Below are 19,980 nucleotides of genomic sequence, written 5' to 3'. Positions count from 1 at the left end.
AGCACTGCAGCGGCCGCGGTTCCCTCTTGGCTCCAATGCCGTGGCACACCAGCATGATCGTCGGCGCGTCGGACAGCGGTGTAGCTGGAGGGCCGTCGAACTTCATGAGACGGGAGGCAGCATTATGGATATGAATATAAAGTCGTTTGTTGCCACAGTAGAGGTGGTAACCCCCGGATTTGAAAGCGTGGTGGCTTGCATGCCCAAAATGGTGGTACCCACCGGAGGGGGGTGGCTGGTACGGTCAACGGATTCTGGTCCGTTCCTGGCGTTGCGATTTGATTTTTTGAAACATGAGGCCGAACGGGATTTCTTCACTATAACCGCCGGCTCCGGAATCTACGTGGGTAGCAGGCTCGGGGTCAGCCGTAATGGCTATCTGGGTTTTTATACCCCCGGGGATGTGGCTGATCCGTTGAAAGTCGAATGGGTCGGTGCGGCGGGCTCAGGGCGGTTCATCTGGCGCGATCATCGTGGCTATCGCGTCGGTGCTGCCGACGAGCAAGAGACCAGGCGCTGGGGAGGCAGGCATACAGCGGCGGAGGATCTCTTGCCCCCCATCCATCGCTACCTGTGCGTGGAGTCGGGAACACCACTGGAGTTTCAGGCCAATGTCCTGAGTATCACTACGATTTGAAGGAGAGGCGGTATCATGGAGTTGATAAAAGGGAATTCATTCATCGCCACTTTGGACATAGTGACGCCCGGATTCGAGTCACCCGTATGCTGCAGGCGGTCGGACGGATTCGCGACCGGAGGTTGGCTGATGCGAACCAAAGACAAGCAAGAGTCGATCGCCATGCGTTTCGATTTCATCGACCACGTCGAGGGCCGTGACCACTTCAATATCAGTGCGGCATCCGGGGAGTACATGGGTGCCAAACTGGGTATCAGTCGTAACGGTTACCTGGGTTTCTATTCGATCGCCGAGGTGACTGACTTCTGGAAGCTCCAGTGGGTCGGCAGCTCGGACAGCGGGCAGTGCATCTGGCGTGACCATCGCGGTCACCGTGTGTCGGTAATCACTCGAGTTGACCCACCCGCCAACATTCGTCAGCCTCAAACACCGCAAAACATCCTCAATCGCACCTTTGACTACCTGAGCGCGGAGGAGGGACAGGTGCTGGATTTTCAAGTGCGTATCTTGAGCGTGGGCTGACATGAAGGCGAAAAAAACCCCGTGAATTCACGGGGTTTTTTCATGGCTGTCAGTGCTTACGCCTGAACCACCGGGATGTTCACATTCGCTGCGGCATCACGGAATTCAGCGATCTGGTCGAAGCTCAAGTAGCGGTATACGTCCGCTGCCATGCTGTCGATGCTCGCGGCGTAGCCCATGTACTCTTCGACGCTTGGCAGTTTGCCCAGAATCGAAGCCACAGCGGCCAGTTCCGCCGAGGCCAGGTATACGTTGGCGCCATCGCCCAGACGGTTCGGGAAGTTACGGGTCGAGGTGGAGACCACCGTCGAGTTTGCCGCTACCCGCGCCTGGTTACCCATGCACAGCGAGCAGCCCGGCATTTCCATGCGCGCACCAGCCTTGCCGTAGATGCCGTAGTAGCCTTCTTCGGTCAGTTGGTGAGCGTCCATCTTGGTCGGCGGCGACAGCCACAGACGGGTCGGAATCGAGCCCTTGACCTTGTCCAGCAACTTGCCAGCAGCGCGGAAGTGGCCGATGTTGGTCATGCAGGAACCGATGAACACTTCGTCGATTTTCTCGCCAGCCACCGAGGACAGTAGCCGAGCGTCGTCCGGATCGTTAGGGGCGCAGAGCACTGGCTCCTTGAGGTCGGCCAGATCGATTTCGATGATTTCGGCGTATTCGGCGTCGGCATCGGCGCTCAGCAGTTCCGGGTTGGCCAGCCAGGCTTCCATGGCCTGCGCACGACGTTCCATGGTCCGGGCATCGCCGTAGCCTTCGCTGATCATCCAGCGCAGCAGGGTGATGTTGGACTTCAGGTACTCGGCGATGGCCTTTTCCGGCAGCTTGATCGTGCAACCGGCCGCCGAACGTTCGGCCGAGGCGTCGGACAATTCGAACGCTTGCTCCACGGTCAGGTCGTCGAGGCCTTCGATTTCCAGGATGCGGCCGGAGAAGGCGTTGATCTTTCCTTTCTTCTCGACGGTCAGCAGACCTTTCTGGATGGCGTAGTACGGAATGGCGTGAACCAGGTCGCGCAGGGTAATACCCGGTTGCAGCTTGCCTTTGAAGCGCACCAGTACCGATTCCGGCATGTCCAGCGGCATCACGCCCGTGGCAGCGGCGAACGCTACCAGGCCGGAGCCCGCCGGGAACGAGATACCGATCGGGAAGCGGGTGTGCGAGTCGCCACCGGTGCCGACGGTGTCAGGCAGCAGCATACGGTTCAGCCAGCTGTGGATGATGCCGTCGCCAGGACGCAGGGACACGCCGCCACGGGTGCGGATGAAATCCGGCAGGGTGTGGTGGGTAGTGACGTCGATCGGCTTTGGATAGGCGGCGGTGTGGCAGAAGGACTGCATGACCAGGTCGGCAGAGAAGCCCAGGCAGGCGAGGTCTTTGAGTTCGTCGCGGGTCATCGGGCCGGTGGTGTCCTGAGAGCCGACGGTGGTCATCCGCGGTTCGCAGTAGGTGCCAGGGCGCACGCCTTTGTTTTCCGGCAGGCCGCAGGCCTTGCCGACCATTTTCTGGGCCAGGGTGAAACCCTTGCCGGTGTCGACCGGGGCTTCCGGCAGCTTGAACAGGTCAGTGGCACCCAGACCCAGCTCGGCACGGGCCTTGTCGGTCAGGCCACGGCCGACGATCAGCGGGATACGGCCGCCGGCACGGACTTCGTCCAGCAGCACAGGGGTTTTCAGTTCGAACGTGGTGATGACTTCTTCGCTGTCGTGCTTGCAGACCTTGCCCAGGTGCGGGTACAGGTCTATCACGTCACCCATGTTGATATTCGAGACATCGAATTCGATCGGCAGGGCGCCGGCGTCTTCCATGGTGTTGTAGAAAATCGGCGCGATCTTGGTGCCGAAGCAGAAGCCGCCGGCGCGCTTGTTCGGCACGAATGGAATGTCGTCGCCGAAGAACCACAGCACCGAGTTGGTCGCCGATTTACGCGATGAACCGGTACCGACCACGTCACCCACGTAGGCCACCGGGAAGCCGTCGTTGTACATCTGGGCGATCTGCTTCATCGGGCCGATGGAGCCTTGCACGTCCGGAACGATGCCGTCGCGGGCCATTTTCAGCATGGCCAGGGCGTGCAGCGGGATGTCCGGGCGCGACCAGGCGTCGGGCGCCGGGGAGAGGTCGTCGGTGTTGGTTTCGCCGGTGACCTTGAACACGCGCAGGCTGATCTTGTCGGCCAGGGTCGGGCGCTTCTTGAACCATTCACCGTCGGCCCAGGATTGCAGGACGGCCTGGGCCAGAGCGTTGCCGTTCTTGGCTTTCTCGGCCACGTCATGGAAGGCGTCGAACATCAGCAGGGTGTGCTTGAGCTGCTCGGCGGCTACCGGGGCCAACTCCGCAGAGTCCAGCAGCTCGACCAGGGTCGCGATGTTGTAGCCGCCCTGCATGGTGCCCAGCAGCTCGACCGCACGCTTCTTGTCCAGCAGCGGGGAGGTGGCTTCACCCTTGGCCAGTGCGGACAGGAAACCGGCCTTCACGTAGGCGGCTTCGTCGACGCCTGGCGGAACGCGGTTGGTGATCAGGTCAACGAGAAACGCTTCTTCGCCGGCAGGGGGATTTTTCAGCAGCTCGACCAGGCCTGCGGTTTGTTCGGCGTTAAGCGGCTGGGGCACGATACCCTGGGCGGCACGCTCTTCAATGTGTTTGCGGTAGGCTTCAAGCACAGTTATTACCCTCATCAGTGGTCCCGGTCCGGGACGCTCATCCAGAGAACTCCGACACGCCTGCGCATCCGGCGGCTTTTTGAGCCGTCCAGCCAGGGTGACAGATATCCCTTGCAGAAGCTGTTTTCAAAGTTTTACGCCTGTAGAAGGGCGGAGCTTGATGAGGGCCGGTGACGGAATTCCCTGAAGAACCCGCCGCCAACACCCTTCTACTGGATTGACTGTGCTCGTGACGCTTTGAAAACAGCTTCCAACGGACATTGTTGCCTAAATAAGGCCGAGTGATTCTACGGCAATTTCTCGATAAAGGTAAGTTAGGCCCCACACCTTCTGGGGTGTAAGTGCCTGGACAAAGGGCTAACATGGGTCTCGATTCGCCGCCGGGCCCTGCTTTGCGCCATGTCCAATCAATCCATCAAGACCCCCTGCGTGGGCCTTTGCTCCACCGTTTACGGGGACCTCGTGTGCCGCGGGTGCAAGCGCTTTCACCACGAAGTGATCCACTGGAACGGCTACGACGAAGCGCAGAAGCGCGCGGTGTGGATGCGCCTCGAATACTTGCTGGTGCAGGTGATGGAAGCCAAGATCGAGGTCTTCGACCCCCAGCGCCTGCGCGAGCAACTGGAGCAGCGCAAGATCCGTTTCGTCGCCCATCAGTCCGAGTACTGCTGGGCCTATCAGCTGCTGGCACGGGGTGCCCGGGTGATCAACCAACTGGATGCCTACGGCATTGTCCTGCTCCCCGAATTTCGCGACTGGGAACTACCCGAGCTGCGCGATGCCATCGATCGGGAATTCTTCCTCCTCTCCGAAGCCCATTACGAGCGCTACATCGCGCCCGGGTTTCTGCAGGATGGCCTGGGCTGAAGGTATTCCCTTGCTACCGCTGCGCCAGTGCCACCAGGTGATGGATGATTTCCTGATTTTTCAGCACCAGCACATCACTCTCCAGCGAATCCAGCACTGCCTCGGCCGTATTGCCGATCAACGCCCCGGACAATCCGCTGCGTGCCACCGTACCGATCACTGTGATCGCCGCTTCCAGCTTGTGCGCCATATAAGGAATCAGTTCATCGGCCGGTCCCTCGGCGATATGCAGGTGCTGATCATCAATGTCGAATTGCGCCTGAAACGCCTGGCAGGCCTGCCGATAGCGTGCTTCGACGCTATCGGCGCGTGGCGCCAGCGGGTCGGGGGCCGACAGCATCGGTGACGGATGGGCGCTGATGACATGCAGTGCGCCCTTGGCCAGCTGTGCGAGGCCATAGCCATGGTCGATGATGCCATTGTGCAAATGTTGATGCTCGTCGTCGGGGTTGCCGACGTCCACGGCGGCGAGGATGTTGGCACCTTGCCAGGGGCGTTCGGTCTTGACCATCAGCACGGCGCTGGGGCATTCGCGCAGCAACTTCCAGTCCACAGGCGTCAGCAGTGCTTTTTTCAGCGACTGTTCGGCGCGATGACGCTTGATTACCAGATCGCAGCCTTCGGCCTGCTGCACACCAATAATGGTCTCATGCAGGCTGCCCGCCCAGGCCTGCTCGGCCGAAGTGCTGTAGCCCTGATCGAGCAGGTGCAGCTTGAGTTCGGTGAGCAGCGTGGAGTGATCCTGGCTGCGGTCACACATCAGCAGGTGCAGATGAGCCTGGGTCACACCAGCGATGAGACGGCCACGGGCCAGGGCCAGGTCATGTTGTTCGGCGGACTCCAGAACCACCAGGATGCTGCGGATGCCTTGCATAGTTCGCCCTCCGGACGCTGATCATCGGTTGACTATAGACCGCTGGCGCCGGGCCGCTTACCAAGGGGTCGCGGGCTTGCGTATAATCCGCCGCTTTTGCTCCGGGGTATGGCCCATGTTGCCTGAAATTCACGCGTTTCTTGGCTGTCGCACGCCGGCGGCCTGGGTCGAGGCGGCGCTCGCCGATCAGCCGACTATGCTGATCGACCACAAGAACTGCGAATTCAAGGCCGCTTCCACGGCGCTGAGCCTGATCGCCAAATATTGCACGCATGTCGACCTGATCAATATGATGTCGCGTCTGGCCCGGGAAGAACTGGTCCACCATGAACAAGTGATGCGCTTGATGAAAAAGCGCAAGGTGGCCCTGCAGCCCTTGTCGGCCGGGCGCTACGCCTCGGCGCTGCGCAAGCAGGTGCGAAGCCATGAACCGGTGAAACTGGTGGACACACTGGTGGTCGGAGCGTTCATCGAGGCTCGCAGCTGCGAACGGTTCGAGGCGCTGGTTCCGCACCTGGATGAAGAGCTCGGCAAGTTTTATTTCGGCTTGCTGCAGAGCGAAGCCCGGCATTTTCAAGGTTATCTGAAGCTTGCGTATCAATATGGCGACGCGGCGGACATCGATAAGGTCATCGAGCGGGTGCGGGTGGCCGAGGCCGAATTGATCGAAAGCCCGGATGTGGAATTCCGCTTTCACAGTGGTGTGCCCGCCTAGAGCATTAAGCGGGCTGACGAATCTGTTGACAGATACTGCCTAGGCAGTAATATTGCAGGCAGTTAACTGCCTAAGCAGGCTTCTGCCTTCATGAAACACTTCACTTGCGATAATTTCCCCGACAGCAACCTCGGTTTGCTGATCGGGCGCACCCATGCGCTCAAGGATCGGATCCTCGACAAGCACCTGATCGACGAAGACGTCACCGCCGCACAGTTCAAAGTGCTGATCATCCTGCAACTCACCACCGTCGACAGCCCCGCCGAGCTGTGCCGCTATCTGGCCCTGGACAGCGGCGCCATGACGCGCATGCTCGATCGCCTCGAGCAGAAAGGCCTGATCGTGCGCGAGCGCAGCGAAGGTGATCGGCGGCAGTTGCGCCTGGTGCTGACCGCCGAAGGCGGCCGCCTGGCGGGCCGCCTGCCACAGATTGGTGCCGAGGCCATGAACGAACTGGTGGGTGTTCTGGAACCTGCCGAACTGACCAGCCTCGAACAAATCCTCAAGAAAATACTGCTGGCGGCAGGCGACAGCGTGACCATCATGCGGATAGGTGATAAATGAGCCCTACAACCTCGCGCCTGGCTGTTCGGCGTCTTTCAGTGCTCAGTCTGGCTGTCAGCCTGGCCAGTTGCGCCAATTTCCATGGTCTGACCCCCGGCAGTAAAGGCCTGGATGCGAAAACGCTGCAAGCCGGGCAATCACTGAACGGCATTACCCTGTCGCCGGCTGCCTGGCCGAAGAGTGACTGGTGGACCAGCCTCGGCGACCCCCAGCTCGATGGCTTGATTCGCGAAGCCTTGCGCGACAGCCCTGACCTGCAGATTGCTCAGGCGCGTGCCCACCAGGCGCGTGCCCAGGCCTACGCCGCCGACGCCGATCGCATGCCGACCGTCAACGCCGAAGCCGGTATCACCCGCGCGCGGATTTCCCGCGAGCAAGACCCCACCGGTCAGGGTGACCTGCTGGCCACCGAGCGGACGATGGACCTGTCGTTCAACTACAACTTCGACTTGTGGGGCGGGCAGCGGGCCAACTGGGAAGCAGCCCTGGGGCAGGCCAAGGCGTCGGAAGTCGATCGCCAGGCCGCTGCACTGACTCTGGCGGCCGATGTTGCGCGGGCCTACAGCGATCTGGGCCAGGCCTACATCGTCGACGACCTGGCTCAGGATGACCTCAAGCGCACCTCGCAGATGTTAACCCTGGGCAAGCGCCGCCTGGACTCTGGCATCGACAGCGACTATCAGTACCAGCAGACCGAAAGTCTCGCTGCCACTTCCCAGGAAGAGGCCGTCGATGCGCGCAAGCGGGTGGAAAGCGCCCGTATTGCGCTGGCCGTATTGCTGGGCAAAGGGCCGGACCGGGCCAATACCATCGCCAGGCCCAACGTGTTGCAACCCAGTGTCGTTGCGCTGCCCAGTGTGCTGCCGGCAGAGTTGTTGGGGCGCCGCCCCGATCTGGTGGCCGCGCGCTGGCGAGTGGAAGCCGCCCGTAAAGGCATCGACGCCAGCAAGACGCGCTTCTACCCCAACCTCAACCTGAGCGCGGCGGCCGGTACCCAGTCGATTCTCGGTGATGCGCTGTTCGGCACGCCAAGCAAGTTTTTCAATGTCGGGCCCACCGTATCGCTGCCGATCTTCGATGGCGGACGCCTGCGTGCCGACCTTGATGCCCGGGATGCCGACTATGAACTGGCCGTGGCCCAGTACAACAAAAGTCTCATTCAGGCGTTAGGCGACGTCAGCGACACCGTCACCCAGTTGCAGGCCATCGCGCGGCAGATAACGGCTCAGCAACGCGCGACCCAGGTGTCCCAGCAATCCTATGACACCGGAACTCGGCGCTACGGTTCGGGGGTCGGCAACTATCTGGATGTGCTGACCATCGAGCAGCAACTGCTGCAGGCTCAGCGCCAACTGGCCAGCCTCAATGCCGAGCAGATCGACCTTTCGATCAAACTGATGCAAGCCCTGGGTGGCGGCTACCAGGATGCCGCTCTGGCCGCCGCGCCCGCAGTCACCTCTGCCCGCACCACCGACTGAAACAGACCAAGGTATTTGTCATGGCTACTGCCTCCACGACTCAAGATTCGCCCAATGCCGGTCCAGCCGGTCAGAACGACAACAACAACCAGAACGGCAACCATAACCAGAACGGCAACAAGCCGCAGGACTCGGCCACCGCGCCCAAGCACGACGGTCGCAAGCGCAAGCTGTGGCTGATCGGTGTGCTCATTGTGGTCATTCTCGGTGGCGTCGGCGTGTGGCTGTGGTACGACCTTTACGGGCGTTATAACGAAAGCACCGATGATGCTTACGTCAATGGCAACGTGGTGGAAATCACGCCATTGGTGACCGGTACGGTCACCAGCATCGGCGCCGATGACGGCGACCTGGTCCATGAAGGCCAGGTGCTCCTGACCTTCGATCCCAGCGACAATCGCATTGCCCTGCAGAGCGCCGAGGCCAACCTGGCCAAGACCGTGCGTCAGGTGCGTGGTCTGTTCGCCAACGTCGATGCCATGCGTGCACAGATGGCCTCGCGCCAGTCCGACCTGAAAAAGGCTCAGGACAACTACAACCGTCGGCGCAACCTGGCCGCCGGTGGCGCGATCTCTCAGGAAGAGTTGTCCCATGCCCATGATGATCTGGTGTCCGCACAAAGCGCAGTAAGCAACGCCGACCAGCAACTGACCAGTTCCCGGGCCTTGGTGGATGACACGCAAGTCTCCAACCATCCCGACGTGATGGCGGCGGCAGCGCAATTGCGTCAGGCCTACCTGGCCAATGCCCGCAGCACGCTGATTGCGCCGGTCACCGGCTACGTGGCCAAGCGTACCGTGCAATTGGGTCAGCGCATCCAGCCCGGTACCGCGACCATGGCCGTGATCCCGCTGAACCAGTTGTGGATCGATGCCAACTTCAAGGAAACCCAGCTGGGTCACATGCGCATCGGTCAGGCCGTGGACATCGAGGCGGATCAGTACGGAAGCGACGTGAAATACAGCGGCACCGTGGACAGTATCGGTGCCGGTACCGGCAGCGCGTTCGCCCTGCTGCCGGCGCAGAACGCCACGGGCAACTGGATCAAGATCGTCCAGCGGGTGCCGGTGCGTATCCACATCAACGCCCAGGACCTGGAGCAACACCCGCTGCGCATCGGCCTGTCCACCGTGGTCGATGTCGACCTGCATGACCAGAGCGGGCCGGTACTGGCGCAGAAGCCGCCCCAGCAAGCCTCGTATTCCACCAATGTCTACGACAAGCAGATGGGCGAAGCCGATGAAATCATCGCTCGGCTGATCCATGAAAACAGCGCGGCGGCGGTCAAGACTGCTCAGCGCTGATACGCCCGTCCCTCATGCTCGCGCCCGGCGCGGGCATGAGCATTTGCACCTCTTTATCTGCAGGAACATGCGATGAGCTCCCAAGCTTCGTTCACGCCGCCCAGCCTGTTGATGGCCACCATCGGTCTGTCGTTGGCGACCTTCATGCAGGTGCTCGACACCACCATTGCCAACGTCGCCTTGCCGACGATCTCCGGCAATATGGGGGTCAGCTCCGATCAGGGCACCTGGGTGATCACCTCGTTTGCCGTGAGCAACGCTATCGCCTTGCCCTTGACCGGCTGGCTGAGCCGACGCTTTGGCGAAGTGAAACTGTTCATCTGGGCGACGCTGCTGTTCGTGCTGGCGTCGTTCATGTGCGGCGCCTCGACCTCGATGCCCGAATTGATCGGCTTTCGGGTGATTCAAGGCATGGTTGCCGGGCCCCTGTACCCCATGAGTCAGACCCTGATGCTGGCGGTCTATCCGGCGGCCAAGCGAGGGATGGCGTTGGCGTTGCTGGCCATGGTCACGGTGGTCGCGCCGATTGCCGGACCGATCCTGGGTGGCTGGATTACCGACAGTTACAGCTGGCCGTGGATTTTCTTCATCAACGTGCCGATCGGGATCTTTGCCGCCTTCATTGTCCGCCAGCAGCTCAAGGACCGGCCGGTGCAGACCAGCCGGCAGCCGATGGACTACGTCGGCCTGATCTCGTTGATCATTGGGGTCGGGACCTTGCAGGTGGTGCTCGACAAGGGCAATGACCTGGATTGGTTCGAATCCAACTTCATCATCATGGGTACGGTCATATCGGCGATCGCCCTGGCGGTGTTCATCATCTGGGAGCTGACCGATGCGCACCCGGTGGTGAACCTGAAGCTGTTTGCCAACCGCAATTTCCGGGTCGGCACCATCGTGCTGGTGGGGGGGTATTCAGGGTTTTTCGGCATCAACCTGATCCTGCCGCAATGGTTGCAGACGCAGTTGGGCTATACCGCGACCTGGGCGGGGCTGGCATCGGCGCCGCTGGGGGTCCTGCCGGTGTTGATGTCGCCGTTCGTGGGCAAATACGCGAACAAGTTTGATCTGCGCATCCTGGCAGGGCTGTCGTTTTTGGCCATCGGCACGAGTTGTTACATGCGCGCCGGCTTCACCACCGACGTAGATTTCATGCACATTGCCCTGGTGCAACTGTTCATGGGGATCGGAGTGGCATTGTTCTTCATGCCGACGTTGAGCATCCTGCTGTCCGGCCTGCCGCCGCAGCAGATTCCAGACGGTTCGGGGCTGGCAACCTTTTTGCGGACCCTGGGCGGTAGTTTTGCGGCTTCTCTGACCACCTGGATCTGGCAGCGTCGGGCCATCGGCCATCATGCGTACATGAGTGAGAATATCAACGTCTACGAACCGGCCACCCGGCAAGCCATCGAGCAGATGGGCGGGGCCAACCCGCAGACGTACGCGAGGTTGGAGCAGGCGGTCAACAGCCAGGCCTACATGATGTCGACCATCGATTACTTCGTGTTGTTGGCATGGATGTTTGCCGGGCTGATCGTGATCATCTGTTTCGCCAAACCGCCGTTTGCCGCCAAGGCAGGACCGGAGGCGTCAGGGCATTGATACCCTGACATCATGCAAGAGCATCGTCAGGCGGTAAACGCAAATGGCGCCAACCCAAACCCTTGCTCATCGACCTGCAACGCCCAACCTTCACGGTCCCAGTCCCCCAGCACAATCCGCCGCGCCGGCTGCTCACCCACCTGCAGGCGGTGCACGGCCGGTCGGTGGGTGTGGCCGTGGATCAATGTTTCCACGCCATGGGCCTGCATGATCAGCGGAACCTGTTCCGGCGTGACATCGACAATGTCGTTGGCTTTCATCTTCGTCTGCGCGCGGCTTTCACTGCGCAGCTTGCGCGCCAGCGTGTGGCGCAGGCTCAGCGGCAAGTGCCTGAGCACGAACAGCGTCAAGGGGTTGCGCAGGATCCGGCGCAGTTTCATGTAGCCTTCGTCGCGGGTGCACAGGCTGTCGCCATGCATCAGCAGCACCGGCTGGCCGTTGAACCGCACCACGCTGGGGTCGGGCAGCAAGGTCGCGCCGGCTGCCTTGCAGAACGCGTCGCCCAGCAGGAAGTCGCGGTTGCCGTGCATCAGGAAGATCGTCGTGCCGCTGTCGCTCAACACGCGCAGCGCCGCGCAGATCGAAAGTTGATAGGGCGTCATGGCATCGTCGCCGATCCAGGCTTCGAAGAAGTCCCCCAGGATATACAGCGCCTCGGCCGAGCGCGCGCGCCCGGCGAGGAAATCAAGAAACGCCTGGGTGATGTCCGGGCGTTCTTCTTGCAGATGCAGATCGGAGATCAGCAGAATCACTCAATGATCTCGGCTTTCTCGATGATCACGTCTTCGGCTGGAACGTCCTGGTGGCCGTTTTTGGAGGTGGTAGCGACACCTTTGATCTTGTCGACGATGTCCAGGCCTTCGACCACTTCACCGAATACCGCATAGCCCCAGCCTTGTACGGTCGGTGCGCTGTGGTTGAGAAAATCGTTGTCGGCGACATTGATGAAGAACTGCGCGGAAGCCGAATGCGGCTCCATGGTGCGGGCCATGGCCACGGTGTATTTCTTGTTGCTCAGGCCATTGTTGGCTTCGTTCTTGATGGTGGCACGGGTCTTTTTCTGCGCCATGCCTGGCTCGAAGCCACCGCCCTGGATCATGAAGTTGCTGATCACACGGTGGAAAACGGTGTTGTCGTAATGGCCTTCCTTGACGTACTGGACGAAGTTCGCCACGGATTCAGGGGCTTTGTCCTGGTTCAGTTGCAGGACGATGGCACCGTGATTGGTGGTCAATTTGACTTTGGACATGAGGAAAATCGCTCTTCTTGAGTATTCGTTTAAGGCTCGCCGCCAGTTTACAGCGGGTGATACGCATTTTGCGGCGGTTTTTTTCACACTCCCGAGGATTTCCCCGGTAGTTTCTGGAGCCTGGCCTGTCAGCCGCTGGACCGCTTGGGCTATGATAAGCGCTTTGATTTAGTCGGCCTACCCCGGTCGAAAACCGTATGCCCAAGGATCCTATGAGCAAGCCCACTGCCGATACCGCTCCGAATGCCGCCAATGCCAAAGGCAACGGCCCAGTCGTTCCGACCAACTTCCTGCGCCCGATCCTTCAGGCCGATCTGGATTCGGGCAAGCACAGCAGCGTCGTCACCCGCTTCCCGCCGGAGCCCAACGGCTATCTGCACATCGGTCACGCCAAGTCGATCTGCGTCAACTTCGGCCTGGCCAAGGAATTCGGCGGCGCCTGCCACCTGCGCTTCGACGACACCAACCCGGCCAAGGAAGAGCAGGAATACATCGATGCCATCCAGAGCGACATCAAGTGGCTGGGGTTCGACTGGGCAGGCGACGTGCGTTACGCCTCGCAGTATTTCGACCAGTTGCATGACTGGGCGGTGGAGCTGATCAAGAAGGGCGACGCCTACGTCGACGACCTGACCCCTGAGCAGGCCCGTGAATACCGTGGCAACCTGACCGAGCCCGGCAAGAACAGCCCGTTTCGCGAGCGTTCGGTGGAGGAGAACCTGGGCCTGTTTGCCCGCATGAAGGCCGGCGAGTTCAAGGACGGCGAGCGCGTGCTGCGGGCGAAGATCGACATGGCTTCGCCGAACATGAACCTGCGCGACCCGATTCTGTATCGCATTCGCCACGCCCATCACCACCAGACCGGCGACGCGTGGTGCATTTATCCGAACTACGACTTCACCCACGGTCAGTCGGACGCCATCGAGGGCATCACGCACTCTATCTGCACCCTGGAATTCGAAGGCCATCGCCCTCTGTATGACTGGTTCCTGGACCACCTGTCGGTGCCAGCGCACCCGCGCCAGTACGAATTCAGCCGGCTGAACCTCAACTACACCATCACCAGCAAGCGCAAGCTCAAGCAACTGGTGGACGAGAAGCACGTCAGTGGTTGGGATGACCCGCGGATGTCGACCCTGTCGGGCTTCCGTCGTCGCGGCTACACCCCTGCCTCGATCCGCAACTTCTGCGAAATGATCGGCACCAACCGCTCCGACGGCGTGGTGGACATGTCCATGCTCGAGTTCTGCATTCGCGAGGACCTGGACCACAATGCACCCCGTGCCATGTGCGTGCTGCGTCCGCTCAAGGTGATCATCACCAACTACCCGGAAGGCCAGGTCGAGCCGCTCGAATTGCCGCGTCACCCCAAGGAAGACCTGGGGGTGCGTGCCTTGCCGTTCGCCCGCGAGATCTACATCGACCGTGATGATTTCGTCGAAGTCGCGCCCAAGGGCTACAAGCGCCTGGAGCCCGGCGTCGAGGCCCGTCTGCGCGGGAGCTACGTGATCCGCGCCGACCAGGCCATCAAGGATGCCGACGGGAACATCGTCGAACTGCATTGCTCCTACGACCCGGATACCCTGGGCAAGAACCCCGAGGGCCGCAAGGTCAAGGGCGTGATCCACTGGGTCCCGGCCGAGGCCAGCGTGGCGTGCGAAGTGCGTCTGTACGATCGCCTGTTCCGTTCGGCCAATCCGGAAAAGACCGAGGAGGGCGCCACCTTCCTCGACAACATCAACCCTGAATCCCTGCAAGTGCTCACCGGTTGTCGCGCGGAACCATCGCTGGCCAATGCCCAGCCGGAAGACCGCTTCCAGTTCGAGCGCGAAGGTTACTTCTGCGCCGACCTTAAAGACTCGCAACCCGGTCATCCGGTATTCAACCGTACCGTGACCCTGCGTGATTCGTGGGGCCAGAGCTAAGGATTCATCGTGCTGAACATTTACAACACCCTCACCAAGAGCAAGGAAGTCTTCACGCCGCTGGACGGCAACAAAGTGCGGATGTACGTCTGCGGCATGACCGTGTACGACTTCTGCCACATTGGCCACGGCCGCAGCATGGTGGCTTTCGATCTGGCCACGCGCTGGCTGCGCCATAGCGGCTATGACCTGACCTATGTGCGCAACATCACCGACATCGATGACAAGATCATCAATCGCGCCCGGGAAAATGGCGAAGCCTTCGACGTGCTGACCGAACGCATGATTGCGGCCATGCATGAGGATGAGGCGCGTCTGAACATCCTCAAGCCCGACCTGGAGCCCCGTGCCACCGACCATATCGCCGGCATGCACGCGATGATCCAGACCCTGATCGACAAGGATTACGCCTACGCGCCCGGTAACGGCGATGTGTATTACCGGGTCGGCAAGTTCGTCGGCTACGGCAAACTGTCACGCAACCGTATCGAAGACCTGCGCATTGGTGCCCGTATCGAGGTGGATGAAGCCAAGCATGACCCGCTGGACTTTGTCCTGTGGAAAGGCGTCAAGCCGGGCGAGCCCAGTTGGGAGTCGCCTTGGGGGCCGGGGCGCCCGGGTTGGCATATCGAGTGCTCGGTGATGTCGACCTGCTGCCTGGGTGACACCTTCGACATCCATGGTGGCGGTAGCGACCTGGAGTTCCCGCACCACGAGAACGAGATCGCCCAGAGCGAGGCGGCCACGGGCCAGACCTACGCCAATGCCTGGATGCATTGCGGCATGATCCGCATCAATGGCGAGAAGATGTCGAAGTCCTTGAACAACTTTTTCACCATTCGCGACGTGCTGGAAAGCTATCACCCGGAGGTGGTGCGATATCTGCTGGTGTCCAGCCATTATCGCAGTGCGATCAACTATTCCGAAGACAGCCTCAAGGAATCGAAGAGCGCATTGGAGCGGTTCTACCATGCGCTCAAAGGGCTGCCGAAAGTGGCAGCCAGTGGGGGAGAAGCCTATGTCGAGCGTTTCGCTTCAGCGATGAACGATGACTTCGGTACGCCGGAAGCCTGTGCCGTGCTGTTCGATCTGGTGCGTGACATCAACCGTCTGCGCGACAGTGATGTCCACGCGGCGGCTGGCCTGGCGGCACGCTTGCGCGAGCTGGCGGGCCTGCTGGGGGTGTTGCAACTGGAGGCTGATGATTTCCTGCGCGCCGGTGCTGAAGGCAAGGTCGATGCGGTTCAGGTCGAAGCATTGATCGCCGCGCGCCTGGCAGCCCGTACCGACAAGGACTGGGCGGAGTCGGATCGTATTCGTGATCAGCTCACGGCGTTGGGTGTGGTGCTGGAGGACAGCAAGGGCGGGACCACCTGGCGGCTGGCTGACTGACTGGCCAAACCCGACCTCCCTGCAGAACCGAGCACAGCTCGGGAAGATGCCCCCGCGGTCTTGCTGATAGAACGCGGTGTGCGGTTCCCGAGTCAGGCTCGGTCCTGCAGAGGATCGTTCATCAGGCGTGCAGCGTCTCTGCCGCATACAGCGTGTTTTCCAACAGGCAGGCCCGCGTCATCGGGCCTACCCCACCTGGCACCGGCGTAATCCAGCCTGCTCGCGGCAACGCCGTCTCGTAGACCACATCTCCCACCAGCTTGCCGTCTTCCTGGCGGTTGATTCCGACGTCGATGACGATCGCGCCCTCTTTCACCCATTCGCCTTTCACCAGCCCTGGCTTGCCAGCAGCCACCACCACCAGATCGGCACGACCGACATGGCCAGCCAGGTCCTTGGTGAAGCGGTGGGTGACGGTCACCGTGCAGCCGGCCAGCAGCAGTTCCATGGCCATGGGTCGGCCGACGATGTTGGACGCGCCCACGACTACGGCATTCATGCCATACAGATCCTGCCCAGTGCTTTCCAGCAGCGTCATGATGCCTTTTGGCGTGCAGGGGCGCAGCAGCGGGATGCGTTGGGCCAGACGACCGACGTTATAAGGGTGGAAGCCGTCGACATCCTTGTCCGGGCGAATGCGTTCCAGCAGCGAAGAAGCATCCAGGTGCGCCGGCAGCGGCAGTTGCAGCAGAATGCCATCGATTTCAGGGGTGTCGTTCAGACGGTCGATCAGGTCGGTCAGCTCCTGCTGGCTGGTGCTGGCCGACAGGTCATAGGCATGGGACAGAAAGCCGACTTCCTCGCAGTCTTTGCGCTTGTGCGAAACGTAGACCTGGGAGGCGGGGTCGCTGCCGACCAGAATCACCGCGAGGCCCGGCGTGCGCAGGCCCTGCTGGCGACGCTCGGCGACGCGTTGGGCGATCTGCTGGCGCAGGCTGGCGGCGATCGCCTTGCCGTCGATAAGTTGTGCAGTCATGACGCGTGATTAACCATCGAAAGGGAATGAAAATGGACGCGCATTCTCGCACGCCCCGCCCCGCGAACAAAGGCGCCTTGTCCGGGAATTACCCTAACCCCTTTAATTAAATGAATTTTTTTCAAAAAGATGTTGACGACCTTTGAGCTCGTCTATAAGATTCGTCGCACTTGCCGGGCAGGGCCTAGCACTGGTTAGGACGGTCAAGCAGGGCAGGGTTGAAAATTGACTCGCTCAGTATGATCGACCGAAGCTGTTTCTCCATGCGCCGCGAGGCGAATGAAGCAAATAAGCGCCCGTAGCTCAGCTGGATAGAGCATCCGCCTTCTAAGCGGATGGTCGCAGGTTCGAGTCCTGCCGGGTGCGCCATAAGGCAGCTTTGGCACGACAAGTAACTTGGCAAGTAGTGCAACAAAACGCAATATGGTGGGCGTAGCTCAGTTGGTAGAGCACAGGATTGTGACTCCTGTTGTCGTGGGTTCGATCCCCATCGTCCACCCCATATTCCGAAAAGGCGCCTGATTTAACGATCCGGCGCCTTTGCTTTAAAAGCTTCACGCGGATGTGGTGGAATTGGTAGACACACTGGATTTAGGTTCCAGCGCCGCAAGGTGTGAGAGTTCGAGTCTCTCCGTCCGCACCAGCTGTATTGAAAAAGCCGTCCTTCAGGGGCGGCTTTTTTGTTTCTGGTCATCGGGTGCTGGGCTGGTCAGCCATGGCCCGCAAGACTCTGCTACCGTCTGCGTGGGTGCTGGAGGTGGGCTGATGGGCTCGGTACCATCAGACTGAACGTGATCACCCCATCCCCTTGTACCACCTCGATCCGCCCCTCATGCGCCGCCGCGATGGCTTGCGAGATGTACAACCCGATCCCGAGGCTGCCGCGATTGCGCGGGTTGCTCTGGGTGTGGGGTTTGAAAGGCTGGAACAGTGTTGCCAGTTGTTCGGCGGGCAACGTTTCGCTGCGGTTGGTGACTGCCAGTCGGGTGCCTTGGGGAGCCGCGGACAGTGTCAGTTGTACAGGGCTGCCGGGGGTGCCGTGGTGCAATGCGTTACCCAGCAGGTTGGTGATCACCTGGGCGTAGCGGTCCGGGTCCACCTGGGCGTTGATGTCGGCATCGATGCGGGTTTCGATGGTCAGTCCGGGGAAGGCCATCGTGGTCTCTTCGACAATGCTTTGCACCAGTGCGGTCAGGTCCGTGTCGACCCTGCACACGGCGATTCCAAGGCCTGATTGCAGGCGGCTCATTTCCAGCACCTGGCTGATCAGTCGCTCCATACGGCCGCTGGAATAGCTGATGCGTCGACGCAACTCGGTATCCCGGGTCTCGCTGGACGATAGCATCTGTGCTGCCATCGAGATGGATTGCAGTGGATTGCGCAGGTCGTGGCCGAGCATGGCGATCAGCCTCTGGCGCATGCCGTCCAATTCGCCGGCGCGCGTAAGGCTGACTTCGACCAGTTCAGTGCGCAGTTTTTCGGCGATGCTCAAGTCGGTCCGGCTCCAGGCGGGCGAGCGGCCGCGGACGATCTCTTCCCAGGCCTCGAAAGAGCCACGTGGTGTCAGGCGAGGACCCGAAGGACCAACCTTGAGGATCTTTTCCGGCTTGCCGGCCCAGCGCACCTGGCTGACTTCTTCGCGTCGGAACCACAGTATCCAGCCGCTTTCCTGGCGGTGAAAGCGTATGGCCAATACCCCGCAGTATTGAGTGTCTGGCGATCCGAGGTCGGTGTGCACCCATTCTTCGGTGTGAAATATCTCGAGTTCCGGATCGGCATACAGGCGTTCGATGACGCTGCGGGCCAAGTCATCGAAGTCGCCGTTGATACTTTGCACGCGCCCGGCCAAGCACACCGCAGCCCCTTCGCAGGGCAGCAGCGTGGCGATATTCGAGCCGGCTGTGGTCAGTGCGGCGAGCAGGTCTTCGCTGTCCCGGGCGGCGTGGCTGATGGCTTGTTGCGCCAGGCTGGCGTTGAGCAGCACTTGGGTTGTGTGGTTATGCTCCAGTCGCTCGACCAGCGCGCTGCAGAGTTGAGAGATCACTTGAAACGAAGTTCGCAGCGGGTGGGCGATGGTCTTGGGGGACATGTGGTGACAGGAAAACAGCCCCCAGAGCTTGCCCTCGACCACGATGGACACGCTCATGGAGGCCTGCACGCCCATGTTGGTCAAATATTCGCAGTGGATAGGCGATACGCTACGCAACGTGCTGAAACTGAGGTCGAACGGCTGCCGATCGTTCGGGTTCAAGGCAGGTACCAGTCGCGACGGCTGGTAGGCCACATCGGCGATCAGGCGGATCGGATTGAGTATATAAAGAAGGCGTGCCTGGGCCGGAATGTCCGAGGCCGGATAGCGCTGGCCCAGATAGCTCACCAGGTCGGCGCGTCGCGCTTCGGCGATGACTTCGCCGGAAAGGTCCGCGCGGAAGCGATAAGCCATCACCCGGTCGTAACCGGTCAAATGACGAATTTCTTCTGTCACCCGGGCCAGGAGGCTGTCGACGTCATGGCGGCGCTGCATCTGGCTGATGATGCGCTGGGCATACAGGGCCATCTGACTGAACGATGTGCTGGCCAGCGCCCGAGGTTCGAATTCCAGGTACAGCACGTCTTTATGAATGTGCCCTATGACGTCGAACAGAGTATCGCCGCGCTGCATCTGGGTGCTGTCGACCCACTGATCGTCGGCTGCGAGCCCTTCGGCCAGCATCTGCATGACGCCATCGTCCAGCTCGCCAACGCCCAGGCGTTGGCCCGGCAAGGCGTCGAACCCCAGGTGCGCGACGAAATTATCACTGCGACTGAGGACCGTCCCGTCGCCGGCGAAGGCCACCAGCGCGCCATGGGGCTGGATGCCGCCGGGCTGATGGATGCGTTCATCTTCGCAATTGGCCAGGGTGACGGTGGGCGAGATCAACGGGGGGGAGGTTACCGCCATGGTGGTCCTGAGGCTTGGAGTCGGTAAGGCATGGGTGCTGGAACTCCAGGAATGCACGTGAGGCCCAGGCGGTCTGTGACACCCGTTACAGGCCTAACCTTACCAGTGATTGGCAACAAGGCTCAAAAGTTTATCGATTCTGCTACATCGGACGGCCCGTTTCAGGTGCCTGAAAGGGGCCGTTGTCGCGACTATTTTCCATAGGGTGACTTCTTGTGTTCGACCCACTAGAATGCTCGCCCTTGATCTGGGGTCGGAAATGGCCGGC

General features: G+C 60.9%; 16 protein-coding genes and 3 tRNA genes. 13 read left to right on the top strand and 6 right to left on the bottom strand.

The genetic code is table 11. From position 1 onward, the window contains the following. The first annotated feature begins 124 nt into the window (after positions 1–124). Together HB675_RS04025 and HB675_RS04020 are read left to right on the top strand one after the other, a co-directional pair. On the top strand, positions 125–637 hold the full coding sequence (locus tag HB675_RS04025) for a hypothetical protein (RefSeq protein WP_213875909.1): 513 nt from the start codon (positions 125–127) through the stop codon (positions 635–637). A 129-nt stretch (positions 638–766) separates the two neighbouring features. Next, on the top strand, positions 767–1,159 hold the full coding sequence (locus HB675_RS04020; RefSeq protein WP_213875907.1) for a hypothetical protein: 393 nt from the start codon (positions 767–769) through the stop codon (positions 1,157–1,159). A gap of 56 nt (positions 1,160–1,215) precedes the next feature. Here the strand turns inward: HB675_RS04020 and acnB are convergent, their stop codons facing one another. Beyond that, a complete protein-coding gene (gene acnB, locus HB675_RS04015) occupies positions 1,216–3,825 on the bottom strand; it encodes a bifunctional aconitate hydratase 2/2-methylisocitrate dehydratase (protein ID WP_213876560.1) in 2,610 nt (869 codons plus the stop codon). A 399-nt stretch (positions 3,826–4,224) separates the two neighbouring features. Between acnB and HB675_RS04010 the strand changes: the two genes are divergently transcribed. Further along, positions 4,225–4,692 carry a DUF1289 domain-containing protein gene (locus tag HB675_RS04010; protein ID WP_213875905.1) on the top strand — a complete coding sequence of 156 codons (468 nt, stop codon included), beginning with the start codon at positions 4,225–4,227 and terminating at the stop codon, positions 4,690–4,692. A 13-nt stretch (positions 4,693–4,705) separates the two neighbouring features. Here the strand turns inward: HB675_RS04010 and HB675_RS04005 are convergent, their stop codons facing one another. Next, the gene (locus tag HB675_RS04005) at positions 4,706–5,566 is read right to left on the bottom strand and encodes a universal stress protein (protein ID WP_213875902.1); all 861 of its coding nucleotides are present in this window, start codon (positions 5,564–5,566) and stop codon (positions 4,706–4,708) included. A 115-nt stretch (positions 5,567–5,681) separates the two neighbouring features. Between HB675_RS04005 and miaE the strand changes: the two genes are divergently transcribed. The 5 genes from miaE to HB675_RS03980 all read left to right on the top strand — a co-directional run bounded on the left by miaE (position 5,682) and on the right by HB675_RS03980 (position 11,229). Further along, positions 5,682–6,281: a tRNA isopentenyl-2-thiomethyl-A-37 hydroxylase MiaE gene (gene miaE, locus HB675_RS04000; RefSeq protein WP_213875901.1), complete on the top strand. Its 600-nt coding sequence runs from the start codon at positions 5,682–5,684 to the stop codon at positions 6,279–6,281. Positions 6,282–6,371: 90 nt separating this feature from the next. Then, the gene (locus tag HB675_RS03995) at positions 6,372–6,845 is read left to right on the top strand and encodes a MarR family transcriptional regulator (RefSeq protein WP_213875899.1); all 474 of its coding nucleotides are present in this window, start codon (positions 6,372–6,374) and stop codon (positions 6,843–6,845) included. Beyond that, positions 6,842–8,323, top strand: coding sequence for an efflux transporter outer membrane subunit (locus HB675_RS03990; protein WP_213875897.1), 1,482 nt, complete (start codon positions 6,842–6,844; stop codon positions 8,321–8,323). The genes HB675_RS03995 and HB675_RS03990 overlap by 4 nt, the downstream gene beginning before the upstream one ends. Before the next feature lie 20 nt (positions 8,324–8,343). Continuing rightward, a complete protein-coding gene (locus HB675_RS03985) occupies positions 8,344–9,627 on the top strand; it encodes an HlyD family efflux transporter periplasmic adaptor subunit (RefSeq protein WP_213875895.1) in 1,284 nt (427 codons plus the stop codon). 72 nt (positions 9,628–9,699) lie between these two features. After that, positions 9,700–11,229 (top strand): DHA2 family efflux MFS transporter permease subunit, encoded by a 1,530-nt coding sequence (locus HB675_RS03980; RefSeq protein WP_213875893.1) that lies wholly within the window; start codon positions 9,700–9,702, stop codon positions 11,227–11,229. Between the two features lie 26 nt (positions 11,230–11,255). Here the strand turns inward: HB675_RS03980 and lpxH are convergent, their stop codons facing one another. Next, positions 11,256–11,981 (bottom strand): UDP-2,3-diacylglucosamine diphosphatase, encoded by a 726-nt coding sequence (gene lpxH / locus HB675_RS03975; RefSeq protein ID WP_213875891.1) that lies wholly within the window; start codon positions 11,979–11,981, stop codon positions 11,256–11,258. After that, positions 11,978–12,478, bottom strand: coding sequence for a peptidylprolyl isomerase (locus HB675_RS03970; protein WP_213875889.1), 501 nt, complete (start codon positions 12,476–12,478; stop codon positions 11,978–11,980). Before HB675_RS03970 ends, lpxH begins: the two co-directional genes overlap by 4 nt. A 212-nt stretch (positions 12,479–12,690) precedes the next feature. On the opposite strand from HB675_RS03970, the gene HB675_RS03965 reads away from it, so the two are divergent. Then, positions 12,691–14,403, top strand: a complete 1,713-nt coding sequence (locus tag HB675_RS03965; RefSeq protein ID WP_213876558.1) for a glutamine--tRNA ligase/YqeY domain fusion protein — start codon at positions 12,691–12,693, stop codon at positions 14,401–14,403. 9 nt (positions 14,404–14,412) lie between these two features. After that, positions 14,413–15,795 (top strand): cysteine--tRNA ligase, encoded by a 1,383-nt coding sequence (gene cysS, locus HB675_RS03960; protein ID WP_213875887.1) that lies wholly within the window; start codon positions 14,413–14,415, stop codon positions 15,793–15,795. 121 nt (positions 15,796–15,916) lie between these two features. On the opposite strand, the gene folD is transcribed toward cysS, so the two are convergent. Beyond that, entirely contained in the window at positions 15,917–16,771 is an 855-nt protein-coding gene (gene folD / locus HB675_RS03955; protein ID WP_213875885.1) for a bifunctional methylenetetrahydrofolate dehydrogenase/methenyltetrahydrofolate cyclohydrolase FolD, read from the bottom strand. 292 nt (positions 16,772–17,063) lie between these two features. Between folD and HB675_RS03950 the strand changes: the two genes are divergently transcribed. The 3 genes from HB675_RS03950 (at position 17,064) to HB675_RS03940 (ending at position 17,414) form a co-directional block, all read left to right on the top strand. After that, a tRNA-Arg gene (locus HB675_RS03950) sits at positions 17,064–17,140 on the top strand. A gap of 57 nt (positions 17,141–17,197) precedes the next feature. Beyond that, a tRNA-His gene (locus HB675_RS03945) sits at positions 17,198–17,273 on the top strand. 56 nt (positions 17,274–17,329) lie between these two features. After that, positions 17,330–17,414: transfer RNA gene (locus tag HB675_RS03940), tRNA-Leu, on the top strand. 90 nt (positions 17,415–17,504) lie between these two features. Here the strand turns inward: HB675_RS03940 and HB675_RS03935 are convergent. Continuing rightward, positions 17,505–19,712, bottom strand: a complete 2,208-nt coding sequence (locus HB675_RS03935; protein ID WP_213875883.1) for an ATP-binding protein — start codon at positions 19,710–19,712, stop codon at positions 17,505–17,507. Between the last annotated feature and the right edge of the window lie 268 nt (positions 19,713–19,980).

This window comes from Pseudomonas sp. dw_358 (assembly GCF_018449655.1).
GTDB lineage: Bacteria > Pseudomonadota > Gammaproteobacteria > Pseudomonadales > Pseudomonadaceae > Aquipseudomonas.
Note: the sequence above shows the minus strand (reverse complement) of the source record. Positions and strands in the feature narration are given on the sequence as shown.

Coding starts and splice junctions, on each gene's coding strand:
- HB675_RS04025 (WP_213875909.1), top strand. CDS start 125: ATGGATATGAATATAAAGTCGTTTGTTGCCACAGTAGAGGTGGTAACC.
- HB675_RS04020 (WP_213875907.1), top strand. CDS start 767: ATGCGAACCAAAGACAAGCAAGAGTCGATCGCCATGCGTTTCGATTTC.
- HB675_RS04010 (WP_213875905.1), top strand. CDS start 4,225: ATGTCCAATCAATCCATCAAGACCCCCTGCGTGGGCCTTTGCTCCACC.
- HB675_RS04005 (WP_213875902.1), bottom strand. CDS start 5,566: ATGCAAGGCATCCGCAGCATCCTGGTGGTTCTGGAGTCCGCCGAACAA.
- miaE (WP_213875901.1), top strand. CDS start 5,682: ATGTTGCCTGAAATTCACGCGTTTCTTGGCTGTCGCACGCCGGCGGCC.
- HB675_RS03995 (WP_213875899.1), top strand. CDS start 6,372: ATGAAACACTTCACTTGCGATAATTTCCCCGACAGCAACCTCGGTTTG.
- HB675_RS03990 (WP_213875897.1), top strand. CDS start 6,842: ATGAGCCCTACAACCTCGCGCCTGGCTGTTCGGCGTCTTTCAGTGCTC.
- HB675_RS03985 (WP_213875895.1), top strand. CDS start 8,344: ATGGCTACTGCCTCCACGACTCAAGATTCGCCCAATGCCGGTCCAGCC.
- HB675_RS03980 (WP_213875893.1), top strand. CDS start 9,700: ATGAGCTCCCAAGCTTCGTTCACGCCGCCCAGCCTGTTGATGGCCACC.
- HB675_RS03970 (WP_213875889.1), bottom strand. CDS start 12,478: ATGTCCAAAGTCAAATTGACCACCAATCACGGTGCCATCGTCCTGCAA.
- HB675_RS03965 (WP_213876558.1), top strand. CDS start 12,691: ATGAGCAAGCCCACTGCCGATACCGCTCCGAATGCCGCCAATGCCAAA.
- folD (WP_213875885.1), bottom strand. CDS start 16,771: ATGACTGCACAACTTATCGACGGCAAGGCGATCGCCGCCAGCCTGCGC.
- HB675_RS03935 (WP_213875883.1), bottom strand. CDS start 19,712: ATGGCGGTAACCTCCCCCCCGTTGATCTCGCCCACCGTCACCCTGGCC.